Source organism: Endozoicomonas sp. ALB091 (genome assembly GCF_049310265.1).
In the GTDB taxonomy this organism is placed as follows: Bacteria; Pseudomonadota; Gammaproteobacteria; order Pseudomonadales; family Endozoicomonadaceae; genus Endozoicomonas.
Map to the genome: position 1 here is coordinate 74,215 of NZ_JBLYNQ010000013.1, position 19,677 is coordinate 93,891.

General features: G+C 51.0%; 7 protein-coding genes. All 7 read right to left on the bottom strand.

Features of this window, described 5'->3' with window-relative positions; all coding sequences use genetic code 11:
* Window positions 1-139: 139 nt before the first annotated feature.
* The 7 genes from ACO6UX_RS23565 to ACO6UX_RS23595 all read right to left on the bottom strand — a co-directional run bounded on the left by ACO6UX_RS23565 (window position 140) and on the right by ACO6UX_RS23595 (window position 19,583).
* Complete coding sequence (locus tag ACO6UX_RS23565; protein ID WP_422450737.1) at window positions 140-1,603, bottom strand: RAP domain-containing protein; 1,464 nt, start codon at window positions 1,601-1,603, stop codon at window positions 140-142.
* A 140-nt stretch (window positions 1,604-1,743) separates the two neighbouring features.
* Window positions 1,744-5,043 carry a DUF1601 domain-containing protein gene (locus ACO6UX_RS23570; protein ID WP_422450738.1) on the bottom strand — a complete coding sequence of 1,100 codons (3,300 nt, stop codon included), beginning with the start codon at window positions 5,041-5,043 and terminating at the stop codon, window positions 1,744-1,746.
* Between the two features lie 77 nt (window positions 5,044-5,120).
* Window positions 5,121-8,708, bottom strand: coding sequence for a DUF1601 domain-containing protein (locus ACO6UX_RS23575; protein WP_422450739.1), 3,588 nt, complete (start codon window positions 8,706-8,708; stop codon window positions 5,121-5,123).
* A gap of 59 nt (window positions 8,709-8,767) precedes the next feature.
* Window positions 8,768-12,289: a DUF1601 domain-containing protein gene (locus ACO6UX_RS23580; RefSeq protein ID WP_422450740.1), complete on the bottom strand. Its 3,522-nt coding sequence runs from the start codon at window positions 12,287-12,289 to the stop codon at window positions 8,768-8,770.
* A 59-nt stretch (window positions 12,290-12,348) separates the two neighbouring features.
* Entirely contained in the window at window positions 12,349-16,071 is a 3,723-nt protein-coding gene (locus ACO6UX_RS23585; RefSeq protein ID WP_422450741.1) for a DUF1601 domain-containing protein, read from the bottom strand.
* Between the two features lie 105 nt (window positions 16,072-16,176).
* Window positions 16,177-17,892 (bottom strand): DUF1601 domain-containing protein, encoded by a 1,716-nt coding sequence (locus ACO6UX_RS23590; protein ID WP_422450743.1) that lies wholly within the window; start codon window positions 17,890-17,892, stop codon window positions 16,177-16,179.
* The gene (locus tag ACO6UX_RS23595; protein ID WP_422450744.1) at window positions 17,814-19,583 is read right to left on the bottom strand and encodes a DUF1601 domain-containing protein; all 1,770 of its coding nucleotides are present in this window, start codon (window positions 19,581-19,583) and stop codon (window positions 17,814-17,816) included. The genes ACO6UX_RS23590 and ACO6UX_RS23595 overlap by 79 nt, the downstream gene beginning before the upstream one ends.
* Between the last annotated feature and the right edge of the window lie 94 nt (window positions 19,584-19,677).

The following is a 19,677-nucleotide window of genomic DNA, read 5'->3' on the forward strand; positions in this document are numbered from 1 at the left end:
GTAGCTCTATCTCCTGCATCCATGCAATCGTGCGGCGTTACAACGCCAGTCACATAGCAACGGCTATGCTCCCTGCGTTCTGCCTTGCATAGTAACCGTCCACTTAGCCAGAAATATACGATTCCATTTGGCCAACTACTTAAGCAGTGCCGTATTGCTCATCTGTCGACCCGCTTTTCAGTAATACAGAGCCATAACCCTGTGGCGGGGTGTCTACCCGGGTCTTTATTTGATCAATACATAATTTCATTGAATCCTCGCTCATGAGCAGGTTAATCGGGATTTCAATGACCTCAAATCCTGCTTTTTGCAGCAGTGCGATTTTCAGCAGAGTCGAACCTTTCCTGGTGTTGAAATCACCACTCACGTAATGAGACGTTCCCTGAATTTCAATCACCATGTTGTGCTCTGGCAGTAGCAGGTCAACCGGGGGTAATGAGTTCAGACTCTTTTCTTCTTCAATCTTCAAAGAAGGAATGCATGATTGGAGTTGAGCACGGAAGTCGTCGGCCTGAAGTTTTGAAACGTTTGTCTGGTAATGGGGGACGACCGGACACGCTCTGCCAAGCCAGCTTGCGGCCATGGCAATAATGGATTGATCCTCTTCATTGTCTGGATATGTATTTTCCAGGCGAGTAAACAGATCAACCATGTGCTTTTCAAGGACGTTATTTTTATTGGCATTAGAGTCTAGAAACAACCTGGCACACAATACCATGACTCCCCAGAGAGACATCAATATGTCTTTCTGAGAGAGCTGAGGGTTGTCACTGATTCGGCAGACAAGCGATTCGGACGTGGAGGTAACCACATGTAGCTCAATAAGCTGACCCAGTTTCGCCATGGCCAACAGCAAGGTGGCGATACCCTGTGGTGTAAAATTATCTTTCTGTGCGTTCACGAAGGGCAATAGCGCGGCCACAGCCTGTTTGAGCTCTGATGTCTGGTTCTGCCCGTTGTCCACCAGTTTTGCCATGGCCCACAGCAGGTTGACGATTCCCCGGGCATTGATATCCTCGACTTGAGGTTTTTGGTTGCACTTGAACGTTATTGCATCCAATAGCGTGGACAATAAAGCAGCTTGAGTGAGCTTGACACTCTGATCCACGGGCTTATGAGGGGTAAAAACGCCCGCTGAAGTCAATGAGTGACATGTTGTCGTCAGGCTTCGCCAGTTCCAGCTCCGTCTGACTGTAAAATTTTGCAGCAAAGGCATCAGTCGGCTTTGTTCAGTTCGATTTAACGGTCTTTTAGTCGCTGACGTGTAATTTTTAATTGAACTGGCATATTGACCGTGATCTCTCCCATCATAGCGATGACCGAAACGACTCGTTTTACTCACCAGGTCATCCATTCTTACTGGGTTGATGAGCGTCTTAAAATCTCGAGCAGGGTTTACTGAACGGCGCACCAGAAATTGAGAAGATAAAGCGGCTAAAAATTCACTGCACCACTGGGCTATGCGGGGGGGATCATCCCATTGTTTGACTGTGGCATGTCCATATCGCCCACACCTTGAAGAAGCGGCATAGTCATTCGGTTGGTTGTAACCATTATCTGATCTTGTGGATTTTCCACTGATACCGGCAGAGCTTCTATTCATAATTATATTTCATTATTTCATGAGAATGTAAAAAGTAGACTGCTGTTATGTTCAGAAGTTCATTTCACTGAAATATTTATAAAACCAGCTCGTTGGGGATACACATCTACTTCTTATGCCACCAATCCGTTATTTTCAAATCATTTTGGCCAACTGCTTATTGCTTTTTTTTCTCTTCCTTTTTTTGGTTTGCCTGTTTGCTTTTCTGAATGCTCTTCGGCGGTTAAGTAACAGTGATCTGAGGATTGACCCCCTTTATCGGCGGTAGCGTTTGCCTCATCTGCCCACCCGATTTTATGTGATACAGAGCCATGGCCCTGCGGCGGGATGTCCACTCTGGTCTTTATTTGATCAATATATCGTTTTATTGAATCCGGGTTCGAAAGCGATTTAGTCGGGATTTCAATGACCTCAAATCCTGATTTTTGCAGCAGTGCGATTTTCAGCAGAGTCGAACCATTCCTGGTTTTGAAATCACCACACAGGTAATGAGAGGGCCCCTGAACTTCAATAATAATATTGTGATCTGGCAGTAGCAGATCAACCGGAGGTAATGAGTTCAGACTCCTTTCTGCGGCAATCTTTAAAGAGGGAATGCATGATTGAAGTTGATCGCGAAAGTCGGTTTGAGTTTTTGACATGTTAGTCTGGTAATGGGGGATGATCGGACACGCTCTGCCAAGCCAGCTTGCGGCCATGGCAATGATGGATTGATCCTCTTCACTGGCTGGTGATGTATTTTTCAGGCGAGTAAACAGGTCATCTATGTGCTTTTCAAGCACGTTATTTTTATTGGCGTTGGAGACAAGAGATAACCTGGCACAGCATACCATTACTGCCCAGAGAGACATCAATATCGCTTGCTGAGAGAATTGAGCGTTGTCACTGATTCGGTAGACAAGCGATTCGAACGTAGAGGTAACCACGCTCAGCTCAACGAGTTCACCCAGCTTCGCCATGGCCCACAGCAGGTTGGCGATACCCTGAGGATTAAATTGGTCTTTCTGTGAGTTCACGTGGGGCAACAGCACGGCCAAGGCTTCTTTGAGCTCTGCTGACTTTTCCTGCCCGTTGTCCAGCAGTTTCGCCATGACCCAGAGCAGGTTGGTGATACCCTGAGCACTAAATTGGCCTTTCTGTACGTTCACGCTGGGCAGCAGCGCCGCCACAGCCTCGTTGAGCTGTGGTGTTCGCTTCTGCCCGCTTCCTACCAGTTTCGCCATGGCCCACAGCAGGTTGGCGATACCCTGAGGATTAAATTGGTCTTTCTGTGCGATCACGTGGTGCAACAGCGCGGCCACGGCCTCGTTGAGCCCTGGTGTCTGCTCCTGCCCGTTGTCCACCAGTTTCGCCATGGCCCACAGCAGGTTGGCGATTTCCTGTGGTTTAAATTTAGCTTTCTGTGCGTTTACGTGGGGCAGCAGGACGGCCACGGCCTCTATGCTCACTGGTGTCTGCTCCTGCCCGTTGTCCACCAGTTTTGCCATGGCCCACAGCAGATTGGCGATATGCTGAGGAATAAATTGGTCTTTCTGTGCGATCACGTGGGGCAACAGTGCAGCCACGGCCTCGTTGAGCCCTGGTGTCCACTCCCCATTGTTCACCAGTTTCGCCATGGCCCACAGCAGGTTGGCGATTTCCTGTGGTTTAAAGTTCGCTATTTGTGTGTTTACGTGGGGTAACAGCGCGGCCACAGCTTCCTTGAGCCTTGGTCTTCGCTTCTGCCCGTTGTCCACCAGTTTTGCCATGGCCCACAGCAGGTTGGCAATATGCTGAGGAATAAATTGGTCTTTTTGTACTTTGACGTGGGGCAACAGCGCGGCCACGGCCTCGTTGAGCCCTGGTGTCCGCTCCTTCCCGTTGTCCACCAGTTTCGCCATGGCCCACAGCAGGTTAGCGATATGCTGTGGTTTAAAGTTCGCTATTGGTGTGGTTACGTGGGGTAACAGCGCGGCCACAGCTTCGTTGAGCCCTGGTGTTCGCTCCAGCCCGTTGTCCACCAGTTTCGCCATGGCCCACATCAGGTTGGCAAGATGCTGAGGAATAAATTGGTCTTTTTGTACTTTCACGTGGGGCAACAGCGCGGCCACAGCCTCGTTGAGCCCTGGTGTCCGCTCCTGCCCGTTGTCCACCAGTTTCGCCATGGCCCATAGCAGGTTGGCGATATGCTGAGGAATAAATTGTTTTTTCTGTGCGTTCACGAGGGGCAACAGCGCTGCCACGGCCTCGTTGAGCTCTGGTGTCTGCTCCTGCCCGTTGTCCACCAGTTTCGCCATGGCCCACAGCAGGTTGGCGATATGCTGAGGAATAAATTGTTTTTTCTGTATATTCACATGGGACAACAGCGCGGCCACGGCCTGTTTGAGCCCTGGTGTCCGCTTCTGCCCGTTGTCCACCAGTTTCGCCATGGCCCACAGCAGGTTGGCGATATGCTGAGGAATAAATTGGTCTTTCTGTACCTTCACGTGGGGCAACAGCGCGGCCACGGCTTCGTTGAGTGCTGGTGTCCGCTCCTGCCCGTTGCCCACCAGTTTTGCCATGGCCCACAGCAGGTTGGCAATTTCCTGTGGTTTAAAATTAGCTTTCTGTGCGTTCACATGGGGCAACAGCGCGGCTACCGCCTCGTTGAACTCTGTTGTCAGCTGCTGCCCGTTGTCCACCAGTTTCGCCATGGCCCACAACAGATTGGCGATGCCCTGTGGTATAAAGTTAGCTTTCTGTACGTTCACGTGGGGCAGCAGCGCGGCTACGGCCTCTTTGAGCTCTGGTATCAGCTCCTGCCCGTTGTCCACCAGTTTCGCCATGGCCCACAGCTGGTTGGCAATTCCCCGGGCATCAATATCCCTGGCTTCAGGTTTTTGGTTGCAGTTAAATATTATTGCATCAAGTAGCGTTGACAATAAGGCAGCTTGAGTACGCTTAACACGCTCATCTATGGGGTTATGGGGGATAAAAACACCCGCTGAAGTAAATGAATGAAGTGTTGTCGTCAGGCTTCGGCAATTCCAGGTCCGCGTTGCTGTGAAATTTTGCAGCAAACGCATCAGCTGGCTTTGTTCCGCTCGATTTAAAGGTCTTTTAGACGCTGACGTGTATTTTTTAATTAAACTGGCATATAGGCCGTGAGCTCTCCCATCATAGCGATGACCGAAACGATGCGACTTATTCACCAGATCATCGATTATTTCCTGTTTGATGAGCGCATTAAAATCTTGAGCAGGGTTTACTGAACGGCACTGTAGATGTTGAGAAGGGCATGCGTCAGAAGAACGGTAAAATTTATTACGCCCCGGGTTAGTGCGTGGGGTATCATCCCACTGTCTGACTGTGGCATGTCTATATCGGCCACGCCTTGAAGAAGCGCCCTGGTCATTCGGTCGGTTATAATTATTATGTGATCTTTCGTATTTACCACTGATACCTGCAGAGCTTCTATCCATAATTATATTTCATTAATTCATGAAAATATAAAAAAGTAGACTGCTGTTTTGTTCGGAAGTTCATTTTGCTGAAATGTTTATATATAAGCAGTGCCGTATTTCTCATCTGCCGACCCGCTTTTAAGTGATACAGAGCCATGACCCTGTGGCGGGATGTCTACCCTGGTCTTTATTTGATCAATGCATCGTTTCATTGAATCCTGGCTCCTGAGCTGGTTAACCGGGATTTCAATGACCTCAAATCCTGATTTCTGCAGCAGTGCGATTTTCAGCAGAGTCGAACCATTCCTGGTGTTGAAATCACCATTCACGTAATGAGACGGTCCCTGAACTTCAATCACCATGTTGTGGGCTGGCAGTAGTAGGTCAACCGGGGGTAATGAGCTCAGACTCTGTTCTTCTTCAATCTGCAAAGAGGGAATGCATGATTGGAGTTGAGCGCGAAAGTCGGCCTGAGATTTTGACATGTTTGTCTGGTAATGGGGGACGAACGGACACGCCCTGCCAAGCCAGCTTGCGGCCATGGCAATAACGGATTGATCCTCTTCATTGTCTGGATAGGTATTTTCCAGGCGAGTAAACAGGTCATCCATGTGCTTCTCAAACACGTTATTTTTATTGGTATTAGAGTCTAGAAACAACCTGGCACACAATACCAGGACTCCCCAGAGAGACATCTTTATGTCTTTCTGAGAGAGCTGAGGGTTGTCACTGATTCTGTAGACAAGCGATTCAAACGTGGAGCTAACCACGCTCAGCTCAACGAGTTCACCCAGTTTCGCCATGGCCCACAGCAGGTTGGCGATCCCCCAGGCATTAAATTGGTCTTTTTGTACGTCCACCTGGGGCAACAGCGTTACTACGGCCTCGTTGAGCCCTGGTGTTCGCTCTTGTCCGTTGTCCACCAGTTTTGTCATAGCCCACAGCAGGTTAACAATATTCTGAGCAATAAATTGGTCTTTTTTGGCATTCACGTGGGGCAACAGCACGACGACGGTCTCGTTGAACTCTGGAGTCCGCTCCTGGCCGTTGTCCAGCAGTTTCGCCATGGCCCACAGCAGATTGGCAATACCCTGTTGTGTAAAGTTGGCTTTCTGTGCGCTCACGTGGGGCAACAACGAGGCCATGGCCTTGTTGAGCTCAGGTGTCCGCTCCTGCCCGTTGTCCACCAGTTTCGCCATGGCCCACAGCAGGTTGGCGATACCCTGTGGTGTAAAGTTGGCTTTCTTTTCGTTTACACGTGGTAACAGCAGAGCCACGGCCTCGTTAAGCCCTGTTGTTCGCTCCATTCCGTTATCCACCAGTTTCGCCAAGGCCCACAACAGGTTGGCGATTTCCTGTGTTTGAAAGTCAGCTTTCTGTGACTTCACGTTTAGCAACAGCGCGGCCACGGCCTCGTTGAACTCTGGAGTCCGCTCCTGCCCACTGTCCATCAGTTTTGCCATGGCCCACAGCAGGTTGGCGATAGCCCGGGCATGAAACTGTTCTTTATGTGCGTTCACGTGGGGCAACAGCGCGGCCATGGCCTCGTTGAACTCTGGTGTTCGCTCCTGCCCGTTGTCCACCAGTTTTGCCATGGCCCACAGCAGGTTGGTGATACCCTGTGGTTTAAAGTTCGCTTTCTGTGCCTTCACATGGGGCAACAGCGCGTACACGGCCTCGTTGAGTCCTGGTGTCTGTTTCTGCCCGTTGTCCACCAGTTTTGCCATGGCCCACAGCACGTTGGCGATATGCTGAGGCGTAAATTGGTCTTTCTGTGCGTTCACGTGGGGCAACAGCGCATCCACGGCCTCGTTGAGTCCTGGCGTCTGTTTCTGCCCATTGTCCACCAGTTTTGCCATGGCCCACAGCAGGTTGGTGATACCCTGGGCATGAAATTGGCCTTTCTGTGCGTTCACGTGAGGCAACAGGGCGGCCACAGCCTCGTTGAGTTCTGGTGTCTGCTCCTGGCCGTTGTCCACCAGTTTCGCCATGGCCCACAGCAGTTTGGTGATTCCCTGTGGTTCAAAGTTAGCTTTCTGAGCGCTCACTTGCGGCATCAGCGCGGCCACGGACTCTTTGAGCCCCGGTATCCACTCCTGCCCGTTGTCCACCAGTTTCGCCATAGCCCAGAGCAGATTGGGGATAGCCTGAGGAATGCATTGGCCTTCCTGTACGTTCACGCGAGGCAACAGCGCGGCCACGGCCTCTTTGAGCGCTGGTGTCTGCTCCTGCCCGTTGTCCACCAGTTTCGCCATGGCCCACAGCAGGTTGGCGATATGCTGAGAAATAAATTGGTCTTTCTCTGTGTTTACGCAGGGCAACAACCCGGCCACGGCCTCGTTGAGCCCCGGAGTTTGCTCCTGCCCGTTGTCCATCAGTTTTGCCATAGCCCAAAGCAGGTTGGCGATTTCCCGTGATTTAAAGTCAGCTTTCTGTGTTTTCACGCAGGGCAACAGGGCGGCCACGGCCTCGTTGAGCGCTGGTGTCTGCTCCTGCCCGTTGTCCACCAGTTTCGCCATAGCCCACAGGAGGCTGGTGATTTCCTGTGGTATAAAGTGAGCTTTCTGTGTTGTCACGTAGGGCAACAGTGCAGCCACAGTCTCTTTCAGCTTTGTTGTCTGCTTTTGCCCGTTGTCCACCAGTTTCGCCATGGCCCACAACAGATTGGTGATATCCTGGGCATTCAATTGGTCTTTCTGTGCGTTCACGTGGAGCAACAGCGCGGCTACGGCCTCGTTGAACTCTGGTGTCTGCTCCTGCCCGTTGTCCAACAGTTTCGCCATGGCCCATAGCAGGTTGGCGATTTCCCGTGGTTTAAAATCAGCTTGCTGTGCGTTCACGCGGGTCAACAGGGCAGCCATGGCCTCATTGAGTTCTGGTGTCTGCACCTGGCCGTTGTCCGTCAGTTTCGCCATGGCCCACAGCAGGTTGGCGATATGCTGAGGAATAAATTGGTCTTTCTGCTCATTCATGTGAGGCAACAGCGCGGCCACGGCCTCTTTGAACTCTGGTGTGCGCAGCTGGCCGTTGTCCACCAGTTTCGCCATGGCCCACAGCAGGTTGGCGATTCCCCGGGCATCAATATCCCATGCTTTAGCTTTTCGGTTGCATTTGAAAATTATTGCATCCAGCAGTGTCGACAACAGGCCAGCTTGTGTACGCTTAACACGCTGATCCATAGGTTTATGGGGGGTAAAAACACCTGCTGAAGTAAATGAGTGCAGTGTTGTCGTCAGGCTTAGCCAATTCCAGCTCCGCGTTGCAGTGAAATTTTGCAGCAAACGCATCAGCTGGCTTTGTTCAGCTCGATTTAATGGTCTTTTAGACGCTGACGTGTATTTTTTAATTGAACTGGCATATAGGCCGTGATCTCTCCCATCATAGCGATGACCGAAACGATACGATTTACTCACCAGGCCATCCATTATTTCCTGTTGGGTGAGCGCATTAAAATCTTGAGCATGATTTACTGAACGGCGCAGTAGATATTGAGCAGGGCGTGGGGCAGAAGAATGGTAAAATTCATTACGCCCCGTGGCTGTGCGGGAAGGAGGATCCCATTGTCTGACTGTGGCATGCCTGTATCGCCCACGCCTTGAAGAAGCGGCATGGTCATTCGGTTGGTTGTAAGCATTACCTGATCGTGCGCATTGACCGCTGATTCCGGCAGAGCTTCTATTCATAATTATATTTCATTAATTCATGAAAATATAAAAAGAAGACTGCTGTGCGGTTCAGAAGTTCATTTTGCTGAGAGGTTTACCCTGGTTTTTATTTGATCAATACATAATGTCATTGAATCCTGGTTACCAAGCTGGTTAACCGGGATTTCAATGACCTCAAATCCTGCTTTTTGCAACAGTGCGATTTTCAGCAGAGTCGACCCATTCCTGGCTTTGCAATCACCATCCACGTAATGAAAGGGGCCCTGAACCTCAATCACAATGTTGTGATCTGGCAGCAGCAGGTCAACCGGAGGTAAAAAGTTCAGACTCTTTTCTTCTTCAATCTGCAAAGTGGGAAGGCATAATTGGAGTTGCTCACGGAAGAAGGTTTGAGGTTTTGAAATGACGGTCTGGTAACGGGGGAAGAACGGACAAGGTACCCCAAGCCAACTTGCGGCCATGGCAATGATGGATTGATCTTCTTCATTGTCCGGGAAGTCTGTTTTCAGCCGGGTAAACAGTTCATCCATAGGCTTTTCAAACTCATTATTTTTATTGCCATTGGAGACCAGGGACAGCCTGGCACAGCATACCATTACTCCCCAGAGAGACATCAATATCGCTTGCCTGGAGACCTGGGGGTTGCCACTGATTCGGTAGACGAGCGATTTGAACGTCGATATCACCACGTTCAGCTCAACGAGTTCACCCAGCTTCGCCATGGCCCACAACAGGTTGGCGATATGCTGAGAAGTAAATTGATCTTTCAGTGCGTTCACGAGGGGTAACAGCGCGCCCACGGTATCATTGAACTCTGGCGTCTGCTCCTGTCCTTTGTCCATCAGTTTCGCCATGGCCCACAGCAGGTTGGCGATATGCTGAGGAATAAATTGGTCTTTCTGTGTGTTCACGTGGGGCAACAGTGCCGCCACGGCCTCGTTGAGCTCCGGCGTCTGTTCCTGCCCGTTGTCCACCAGTTTCGCCATTGCCCACAACAGGTTGGCGGTACCCTGTGGTTCAAAGTTAGCTTTCTGTGGGCTAACGTGGGGCAGCAGCGCGGCCACGGCCTCTTTGAGCCCCGGTATCCACTTCAGCCCGTTGTCCACCAGTTTCGCCATGGCCCACAGCAGGTTGACAATATGCTGAGGAATCAATTGGCCTTTCTGTGCGTTCACACAGGGCAACAGCGCGGTTATAGCCTTGATGAACTCTGTTGTCGGCTCATACCCATTGTCTACCAGTTTGGCCATGGCCCACAGCACGTTGGCGATTTCCTGTGGTTTAAAGTTAACTTTCTGCTCGTTCACGTGGGGCAACAGTGCAACCAGAGCTTCGTTGAGTTCTGGTATCCGGTCCTTCATGTTGTCCACCAGTTTCGCCATGGCCCACAGCAGGTTGGCGATGCCCTGAGGTTTAAAATTGGCTTTCTGTGCGTTCACCTGGTGCAGCAGCCCGGCCATGACCGCGTTGGGCTCTGGTGTCGACTCCCCTTTGTCCATCAGTTTTGCCATGGCCCACAGCAGGTTGGCGATATGCTGAGGAATGAATTGCTCTTTATGAGTGTTCACATGGGGTAACAACGCGGCCGCAGCTTCTTTGAGCCCCGATGTCTGCTCCAGCCCGTTGTCCGCCAGTTTCGCCATGGCCCACAGCACGTTGGCGATTTCTTGTGGTTTAAAGTTGGCTTTATCTGCGTTCACGTGTGCCAGTAGCGCGGCCACGGCCTCTTTGAGCTGTGGTGTCCGCTTCAGCCCGTTGTCCACCAGTTTCGCCATGGCCCACAGCTGGTTGGCAATATGCTGGGGAATAAATCGGTATTTCTGTGCGCTCACATGGGGCAACAGCGCGGTCACGGCCTCGTTGAACTCGGGTGTCCACTTGTGCCCGTTGTCCACCAGTTTTGCCATGCTCCAAATCAGGTTGGCGATTTCCTGACGTTTAAAGTTAGCTTTCTTTATGTCCACCTGGGACAAAAGCGCGGTCACAGCCGCATTGAAATCGGGTGTCCGCTCCTGACCGTTGTCCATCAGTTTCACCATGGCCCACAGCAGGTTGGCGACACCCTGGGCATTAAATTGTTCTTTTTGTGCCTTCACACAGGGCAACAGCGCGGCCACGTCCTTGTTGAGCCCCGGTGTCTGATCCTGGCCGTTGTCCACCAGTTTCGCCACAGCCCACAGCAGGTTGGCGATACCCTGTGGTTTAAAATTTGCTTTCTGTTCTTTCACTTTGTGCAATAGCGCGGCTACGGCCTCTTTGAGTTCTGGTGTCTGCTCCTGCCCATTGCTCACCAGTTTTGCCATGGCCCAAATCAGGTTGGCGATATGCTGGGCATTAAATTGGTCTTTCTGTGCGTTTATATGGGGCAACAGTGTGGCTACGGCTTCGTTTAGCTCAGGTTTCTGTTCCTGCCCGTTGATCACCAGTCTCGCCATGGCCCACAGCAGGTTGACGAGATGTTGAGGAGTACATTGGGCTTTCTGTTTGTTCACGCGGGGCAACAATGCGGTCACGGCATCGTTGAGTTCGGGTGTCCATTCGTGCCCGTTGACCAACAGTTTCGCAATGGCCCACAGCTGGTTGGCGATATCCTGGGCATTAAATTGATCTTTCTTTGCCTTTACGCGGGGCAACAGCGCAGTCACAGCCTTTTTGAGTTCCGGTGTCTGCTTCTGCCCGTTGTCCACCAGTTTCGCCATGGCCCACAGCAGGTTAGTGATTTCCTGTGGTTTAAAGTCAGCTTTCTGTGCGTTCACGCAGGGTAACAGGGCAGCCATGGCCTCTTTGAGTTCTGGTGTCTGCTCCTGGCCGTTCTCCACCAGTTTCGCTAAGGCCCACAGCAGGTTGGCGGTATGCTGAGGTATAAATTGGTCTTTCTGTGCATCCACGTGTGGCAACAGCGCGGCCACGGCCTCCCGGAACTCTGGTGTGTGCTTCTGGCCGTTGTCCACCAGTTTCGCTATGGCCCACAGCAGGTTGGCGATTCCCCGGGCATCAATATCCCATGCTGCAGCTTTGCGGTTGCACTTGAATATTATTGCAGCCAGCAGCGTTGACAATAAGGCAGCTTGTGTCCGCTTAACACGCTGATCCATGGTGTTATCAGGGGTAAAAACACCCGCTGAAGTAAATGAATGAAGTGTTGTCGTCAGGCTTCGCCAATTCCAGCTCCGTGTTACTGTGAAATTTTGCAGAAAACGCATCAGCTGGCTTTGTTCAGCTCGATTTAAAGGTCTTTTAGAAACTAACGTGTAATTTTTAATTGAACTGGCATATTGTCCGTGATCTCTCCCATCATAGCGATCACCGAAACGATTCGATTTACTCAGCAGGCCATCCATTATTGCCTGCCTGGTGAGGGTATTGAAATCTTGAGCAGGGTTTACTGAACGGTACTGTAGATGCTGTGAAGAGCGTGTGAAAGAAGAATGGTCAAATTCATTACGCCCCGGGGCAGTGCGGGGGGGATTATTCCATTGTCTGACGGTGGTATGTCTATATCGCCCACGCCTTGAAGAAGCGGTATGGTCACCCGGTTGGCTGTAACCATTATCTGATCTTGCGTATTGACCACTGATGCCGACAGAGCTTCTGTCCATAATTATATTTCATTAATTCATGGAAATATAAAAAGCAGACTGTGGTTTTGTTCAGAAGTTCATTTTGCTGGAATGTGAAAACGGTTCCTGGGTCGAGAGGAGGGGGTTCCTCGCTTTTTTTTCTTCCTCTTGGCTGGTTTGCCGGTTTGTTCTTTTGACTGTTCTTCGGCGGTTAAGTAACCGTGATCTGAGGGTTGCCTGTCATCAGCAGTAATGCATGCCTCATCTGCCCACCTTCTTTTAATTGATACAGAGCCATCCCCCTGTGGCGGGATCCCTGTCCTGGTTTTTATTTGATCAATGTATGGTTTCATTAAATCCTGATTGTCAAGGCTGTTAACCGGAATTTCAATGACCTCAAATCCTGCTTTTTGCAACAGTGCGATTTTCAGCAGAGTCGAACCATTCCTGGTGTTGAAATCACCACCCACGTAATGAGACGGTCCCTGAACTTCAATCACGATATTGTAATCTGGCAGTAGCAGGTCAACCGGAGGCAATGAGTTCAGACTCTTTTCTTCTTCAATTTTCAGAGATGGGATAGATGATTGGAGTTGATCGCGGAAGTCGGCTTGGGTTTTTGAAATGTTTGTCTGGTAATGGGGGACGACCGGACAGGTTCTGCCAAGCCAACTTGCGGCCATGATCATGATGGATTGATCCTCTTCATTATCTGGTAGGGTCTCTTCCAGGCGCGTCAACAGGTCATCCATGTGCTTTTCAAACACGTTATTTTTATTGGTTTTGGAGTCTAGAGCCAACCTGGCACAGCATACCATGACTCCCCAGAGAGACATCGATATCTCTTCCTTATTAGAAAACTGAAGGTTTTTACTGATTCGATAGACAAGCGATTCGAACGTAGAGGTAGTCAGGTTCAGCTCAACGAGTTCACCCAGCATCGCCATGGCCCACAACAGGTTGGCGATATGCTGAGAAATAAATTGCTTCTTCTTATCGTTAACATCGGATAGCAACGCGGCCACAGCTTCTTTGAGCCCTGGTGTCTGCTCCAGCCCGTTGTCCACCAGTTTCGCAATGGCCCACAGCACGTTGGCGATATGCTGAGGAATAAATTGGTCTATCTGTGTTTTCACGTGGGGTAACAGTGTAGCCACGGCCTTTTTGAGCTCCGGCGTCTGTTCATGCCCGTTGTCCACCAGTTTCGCCATGGCCCACAGCAGGTTGGCGGTACCCTGGGCATTAAATTGGTCTTTCTGTGCATTCACGTCGAGCAACAGTGCGGCCACAGCTTCTTTGAGCTCTGGAGTTTGCTCCAGCCCTTTGTCCACCAGCTTCGCCATGGCCCACAGCAGGTTGGCGATATGCTGAGGAATAAATTGCCCCTTCTGAGCGTTCACATGGGGCAACAACGCGGCCACAGCTTCTTTGAGACCTGGTGTCTGCTCCAGCCCGTTGTCCGCCAGTTTCGCCATGGCCCACAGCACGTTAGCGATTTCCTGTGGTTTAAAGTTAGCTTTCTCCGTGTTGATGCATGGCAACAGCGCGGCCATGGCCTCCTTAAACTCTGGTGATCGCTCCTGCCCGTTGTCCACCAGTTTCGCCATGGTACACAGCAGGTTGGCGATACCCTGTGGTTTAAAATTGGCTTTCTGTGCGTTCACCTGGTGCAGCAGCCCGGCAATGACCGCGTTGGGCTCAGGTGTCGACTCCCCTTTGTCCATCAGTTTTGCCAGGGCCCACAGCAGGTTGGCGATATTTTGAGGAATAAATTGCTCCTTCTGAGCGTTCACACGGGGCAACAACGCGGCCAGAGCTCCTTCGAGCCCTGGTGTCTGCTCCAGCCCGTTGTCTGCCAACTTCGCCATGGCCCACAGCACGTTAGTGATTTCCTGTGGGTTAAAGTTAGCGTTCTCCGTGTTGATGCATGGCAACAGCGCGGCCATGGCCTGGTTAAACTCTGGTGTTCGCTCCTGCCCGTTAGCCACCAGTTTCGCCATGGCCCACAGCAGGTTGGCGATATGCTGAGAAATAAATTGGTCTTTCTGTGTGTTCACGTGGGGCAACAGCGCCCCCAGGGCCTTGTTGAACTCTGGTGTCCGCTCCTGCCCGTTAGCCACCAGTTTCGCCATCGCCCACAGCAGGTTGGCGATTTCCTGATGTTTAAAGTTAGCTTTCTTTATGTCCACTTGGGACAAAAGCGCGGTCACAGCCGAGTTGAAATCGGGTGTCCGCTCCTGCCCGTTGTCCACCAGTTTCGCCATGGCCCATAGGAGGTTGGCGATTCCCTGGGCATTAAATTGGTCTTTCTGTGCGCTCACGAGGGGCAACAGCGCGGCCACGGCCTCCTTGAGCTCTGGTGTCCGCTCCTGCCCGTTGTCTACCAGTTTTGCCATAGCCCACAGCAGGTTGGCGATACCCTGGGCATTAAATGGTTTTTTTGGCATCTTCACAAAGGGCAACAGCGCGGCCGCGGCCTCTTTGAGCCCCGGTGTCAGCTTCTGCCTGTTGTCTACCAGTTTCGCCATGGCCCACAGCAGGTTGGCGATACCCTGGGCATTAAATGGTTTTTTTGGCATCTTCACAAAGGGCAACAGCGCGGCCGCGGCCTCTTTGAGCCCCGGTGTCAGCTTCTGCCCGTTGTCTACCAGTTTTGCCATGGCCCACAGCAGGTTGGCGGTATGCTGAGGTATAAATTGGTCTTTCTGTGCATCCACGTGTTGCAACAGCGCGGCCACGGCCTCTTTGAGCTCTGGTGTCCGCTTCTGGCCATTGTCTACCAGTTTTGCCATGGCCCACAGCGGGTTGGCGATATCCTGGGCATTAAATTTATCTATCTTTGCCTTCACGAATGGCAAAAGTGCGGCCAAAGCCTCTTTGAGCCCTGGTGTCAACTTATACCTGTTATCCACCAGTTTCGCCATGGCCCACAGCAGGTTAGCGATTTCCTGTGGGCTAAAGTCAGCTTTCTGTGCGTTCACGAGGGACAACAGCGATGCCACGGCCTTTTTGAACTTTGGTGTCAGCTCCTGCCCGTTCTCCACCAGTTTCGCCATGGCCCACAGCAGGTTGGCGGTATTCTGAGGTATAAATTGGTCTTTCTGTGCATCCACGTGTGGCAACAGCGCGGCCACGGCCTTTTTGAGCCCCGGTATCAGCTTCTGCCCGTTGTCTACCAGTTTCGCCATGGCCCACAGCAGGTTGGCGACCCCCTGGGCAGCAACATCCTCGTCTTGAGTTTTTTGGTTGCACTTGAATATGATTGCATCAAGTAGTGCTGACAATAAGTGAGCTTGAGTAAGCTTAACACGCTCATCCATTGGTTTATGAGGGGTGAAAACACCCGCTGAAGTAAATGAGTGAAGTGTTGTCGTCAGGCTTAACCAATTCCAGCTCCGCGTTGCGGTGAAATTTTGCAGCAAATGCATCAGCTGGCTTTGTTCCGCTCGATTTAACGGTCTTTTAGACGCTGACGTGTATTTTTTAATCGAACTGGCAAATTGACCGTGATTTTTCCCATTATAGCGATGACCGAAACGATCCGATTTTCTCACCAGATCATCCATTTTTTCCTGTTTGATGAGGGCATTAAAATCTGGAGCAGGGTTTACTGTACGGCTCTGTAGAGATTGAGAAGAGCGTGTGCCAGAAGAATGGTTAACATTACGCCCCGGGGCAGTGTGGGGGGGATTATTCGATTGTCTGGCGGTGGCATTCCTATATCGCCCACGCCTTGAAGACGCCGCATGGCTACCCGGTTGGTTGTAACCATTACCTGATCTTGCGTATTGACCACTGATACCAGCAGAGCTTCTGTCCATAACTATATTTCATTAATTCATGAAAATTTAAAAAGCAGACAGTGGTTCTGTTCAAAAGTTCATTTTGCTGAAAAGTTTACTTGAGTCATGATGGGAGGAAGACGATTACTGGCTGTTTGTTTTCTTCCTCTTTGCCGGGTTGGTTTGTTCTCCTGAATGTTCTTCGGCGGTTAAGTCACCGTGATCTGAGGGTTGCCTGTCATTAGCAGTAACGCATGCCGCATCTGCCCACCTTCTTTTAAGTGATACAGAGCCATGCCCCTGTGGCGGGATGCCTGTCCTGATCTTTATTTGATCAATATATGGTTTCATTAAATCGTTGTTCAAAAGCTGGTTAGCCGGGATTTCAATGACCTCAAATCCTGCTTTTTGCAGCAGTGCGATTTTCAGCAGAGTCGAACCATTCCTGGTTTTAAAATCACCACCCACATAATGAGAGGGACCCTGAACTTCAATCACCATGTTGTGATCTGGCAGTAGCAGGTCAACCGGAGGTAATGAGTTCAGACTCTTTTCTTCTTCAATCTGCAAAGAGGGAATGCATGATTGGAGTTGATTGCGGAAGTCGGCTTGAGGTTTTGAAACAGTTGTCTGGTAATGGGGGACGACAGGACAGGCTCTACCAAGCCAACTTGCTGCCATGGCAATAACGGATTGATCCTCTAAGTTATCCGGAGATGTATTTTTCACGCGAGTAAACAAGTCATCCATGTGCTTTTCAAGCCAGTGATTGTTATTGGCGTCTGGTGACAACCTGGCACAGCATACCATTACTCCCCAAAGGGACATCAATATCGTTTGCTGAGAGAGCTGAGGATTTTCACTGATGCGGTCGACAAGCGATTCGAACGTAGAGATAACCACGTTCAGCTCAAGGAGTTCACCCAGTTTCGCCATGGCCCACAGCAGGTTGGCGATTCCCTGGGCTTTAAATTGGTCTTTCTTTGCGTTCACGTGAGGCAACAGAGCAGTCACGGCCTCGTGAAGCCCTGTTGTTCGATCCTGCCCGCTATCCATCAGTTTCGCCATTGCCCACAGCAGGTTGGCGATACCCTGTGGTTTAAAGTTACCTTTCTGTGCGTTCACGTGTGGCAAAAGCGCAGCCACGGCCTCTTTAAGCTGTGGTGTCCTATCCTCCCCGTTGTCCAGCAGTTTCGCCATGGCCCACAGAAGGTTAGCGATTCCCAGGGCATTAAATTGGTCTTTATGTGTGTTTACGTGGGGCAACAGGGCGGCCACGGCCTTTTTGGGCTCTGTTGTTAGCTCTTGCCCGTTGTCTACAAGTTTCGCTATGGCCCACAGCAGGTTGGCGATACCCTGTGGTTTAAAGTTTGCTTTCTGTGCGCTCACGTGGGGCAACAGCGCAGCCAACGCCTCGTTGAACTCTGGTGTTCGCTTTTGCTCGTTGTCCACCAGTTTCGCCATGGCCCACAGCAGGTTGGCGATATGCTGAGGAATAAATTGGTCTTTGTTTGCGTTCACGTGGGGCAACAGCGCGGCCACGGCATCATTGAGCCCTGGTGACCACTTCTGCCCGTTGTCCAACAGTTTCGCTATGGCCCACAGCAGGTTGGCGATACCCTGGGCATCAAATTGGTCCTTCTGTGCGTTCACATGGGGCAACAGCGCAGCCACGGCCTCTTTGAGCTCTGGTGCCCGCTCTAGCCCACTGCCCACCAGTTTCGCCATGGCCCACAGCAGGTTGACAATACCCTGTGGTTTAAAGTTAGCTTTCTGTTCATTTACGTGGGGTAACAGCGTAGCCACGGCCTCGTTGAGTTCTGGTGTCTGTTCCTGTCCGTTGTCCACCAGTTTTGCCATGGCCCACAGCAGGTTGGCGATATGCTGAGGAATAAATTGGTTTTTTTGGGGTTCACGTGGGGCAAAAGTGCGGCCAAAGCCTCTTTGAGCCCTGGTGTCAACTTATACCTGTTATCCACCAGTTTCGCCATGGCCCACAGCAGGTTGGCGATACCCTGGGCATCAAATTGGTCCTTCTGTGCGTTCACATGGGGCAACAGCGCAGCCACGGCCTCTTTGAGCTCTGGTGCCCGCTCTAGCCCACTGCCCACCAGTTTCGCCATGGCCCACAGCAGGTTGACAATACCCTGTGGTTTAAAGTTAGCTTTCTGTTCATTTACGTGGGGTAACAGCGTAGCCACGGCCTCGTTGAGTTCTGGTGTCTGTTCCTGTCCGTTGTCCACCAGTTTTGCCATGGCCCACAGCAGGTTGGCGATATGCTGAGGAATAAATTGGTTTTTTTTGGGGTTCACGTGGGGCAACAATGCGGCCACAGCCTCTTTGAGCCCTGGTGTCAACTCATGCCTGTTATCCACCAGTTTCGCCATGGCCCACAGCAGGTTGGCAATTTCCTGTGGTTTAAAGTTGGTTTTCTGTGCGTTCACGAGGAGCAACAGTGCGGCCACGGCCTCGTTGAACTCTGGTGTCTGCTCCTGCCCGTTGTTCACCAGTTTCGCCATGGCCCACAGCAGGTTGGCGATTTCCTGTGGTTTAAAGTGAGCTTTCTGTGCGTTCACGAGGGGCAACAGCACGGCTACGGCCCCGTTGAGCCCTGGTGTCTGCTCGTGCCCGTTGTCCACCAGTTTCGCCATGGCCCACAGCAGGTTGGCAATTTCCTGTGGTTTAAAGTTATCTTTCTGTGCGTTCACGTCGGGCAATAGCCTGGCCAGGGCCTCATTGAGCCCCGGTGTCCGCTCCTGGCCCTTGTCCACCAGTTTCGCCATGGCCCATAGAAGGTTGGCGACACCCTGGGCATTAAATTGGTCTTTCTGTTCGTTCACGAGGGGCAACAGTGCGGCCACAGCCTCGTTGAACCCTGGTGTTCGCTCCTGCCCGCTGTCTACCAGTTTTGCCATGGCCCACAGCAGGTTGGCGACACCCTGGGCATCAATATCCCTGGATTGAGGTTTTTGGTTGCACTTGAATATTATTGCATCAAGTAGCGTTGACAGTAACGCAGCTTGAGTATGCTTAACACGCTCCTCCATGGGGTTATGAGGGGTAAATACACCCGCTGAAGTCAATGAATGAAGTGTTGTCGTCAGGCTTCGCCAATTCCAGCTCCGTGTTACGGAAAAATTTTGCAGTGAACGTATCAGCTGGCTTTGTTCGGCTCGATTTAATGGTCTTTTAGACGCTGACGTGTATTTTTTAATTGAATTGGCATATTGACCGTGATGTCTCCCATCATAGCGATCACCGAAACGATAAGATTTACTCACCAGGTCATCCATTATTTCCTGTCTGGTGAGAGCATTAAAATCTTGAGCAGGGTTTACTGAACGGTACTGTAGATGTTGAGAAGAGCGTGTGAAAGAAGAATGGTAAAATTCATTACGCACCGGGGCAGTGCGGGAGGGGTTATCCCATTGTTTGACTGTGGCATATATATATCGTCCACGCCGTGAAGAAGCGGCATGGCCACCCGGTCGGTTATAATAATTATCTGATCTTGTGTATTGACCACCGATACCAGCAGAGTTTCTATCCATAACTATATTTCATTAATTCATGAGAATATAAAAAGCAGACTGCTGTTCTGTTCAGAAGTTCATTTTGCTGGAATGTTGATCAATGTAAGCAGTG

Coding starts and splice junctions, on each gene's coding strand:
- ACO6UX_RS23580 (WP_422450740.1), bottom strand. CDS start 12,289: ATGGACAGAAGCTCTGTCGGCATCAGTGGTCAATACGCAAGATCAGAT.
- ACO6UX_RS23585 (WP_422450741.1), bottom strand. CDS start 16,071: ATGGACAGAAGCTCTGCTGGTATCAGTGGTCAATACGCAAGATCAGGT.
- ACO6UX_RS23595 (WP_422450744.1), bottom strand. CDS start 19,583: ATGGATAGAAACTCTGCTGGTATCGGTGGTCAATACACAAGATCAGAT.
- ACO6UX_RS23570 (WP_422450738.1), bottom strand. CDS start 5,043: ATGGATAGAAGCTCTGCAGGTATCAGTGGTAAATACGAAAGATCACAT.
- ACO6UX_RS23590 (WP_422450743.1), bottom strand. CDS start 17,892: ATGGCAAAACTGGTGGACAACGGACAGGAACAGACACCAGAACTCAAC.
- ACO6UX_RS23565 (WP_422450737.1), bottom strand. CDS start 1,603: ATGAATAGAAGCTCTGCCGGTATCAGTGGAAAATCCACAAGATCAGAT.
- ACO6UX_RS23575 (WP_422450739.1), bottom strand. CDS start 8,708: ATGAATAGAAGCTCTGCCGGAATCAGCGGTCAATGCGCACGATCAGGT.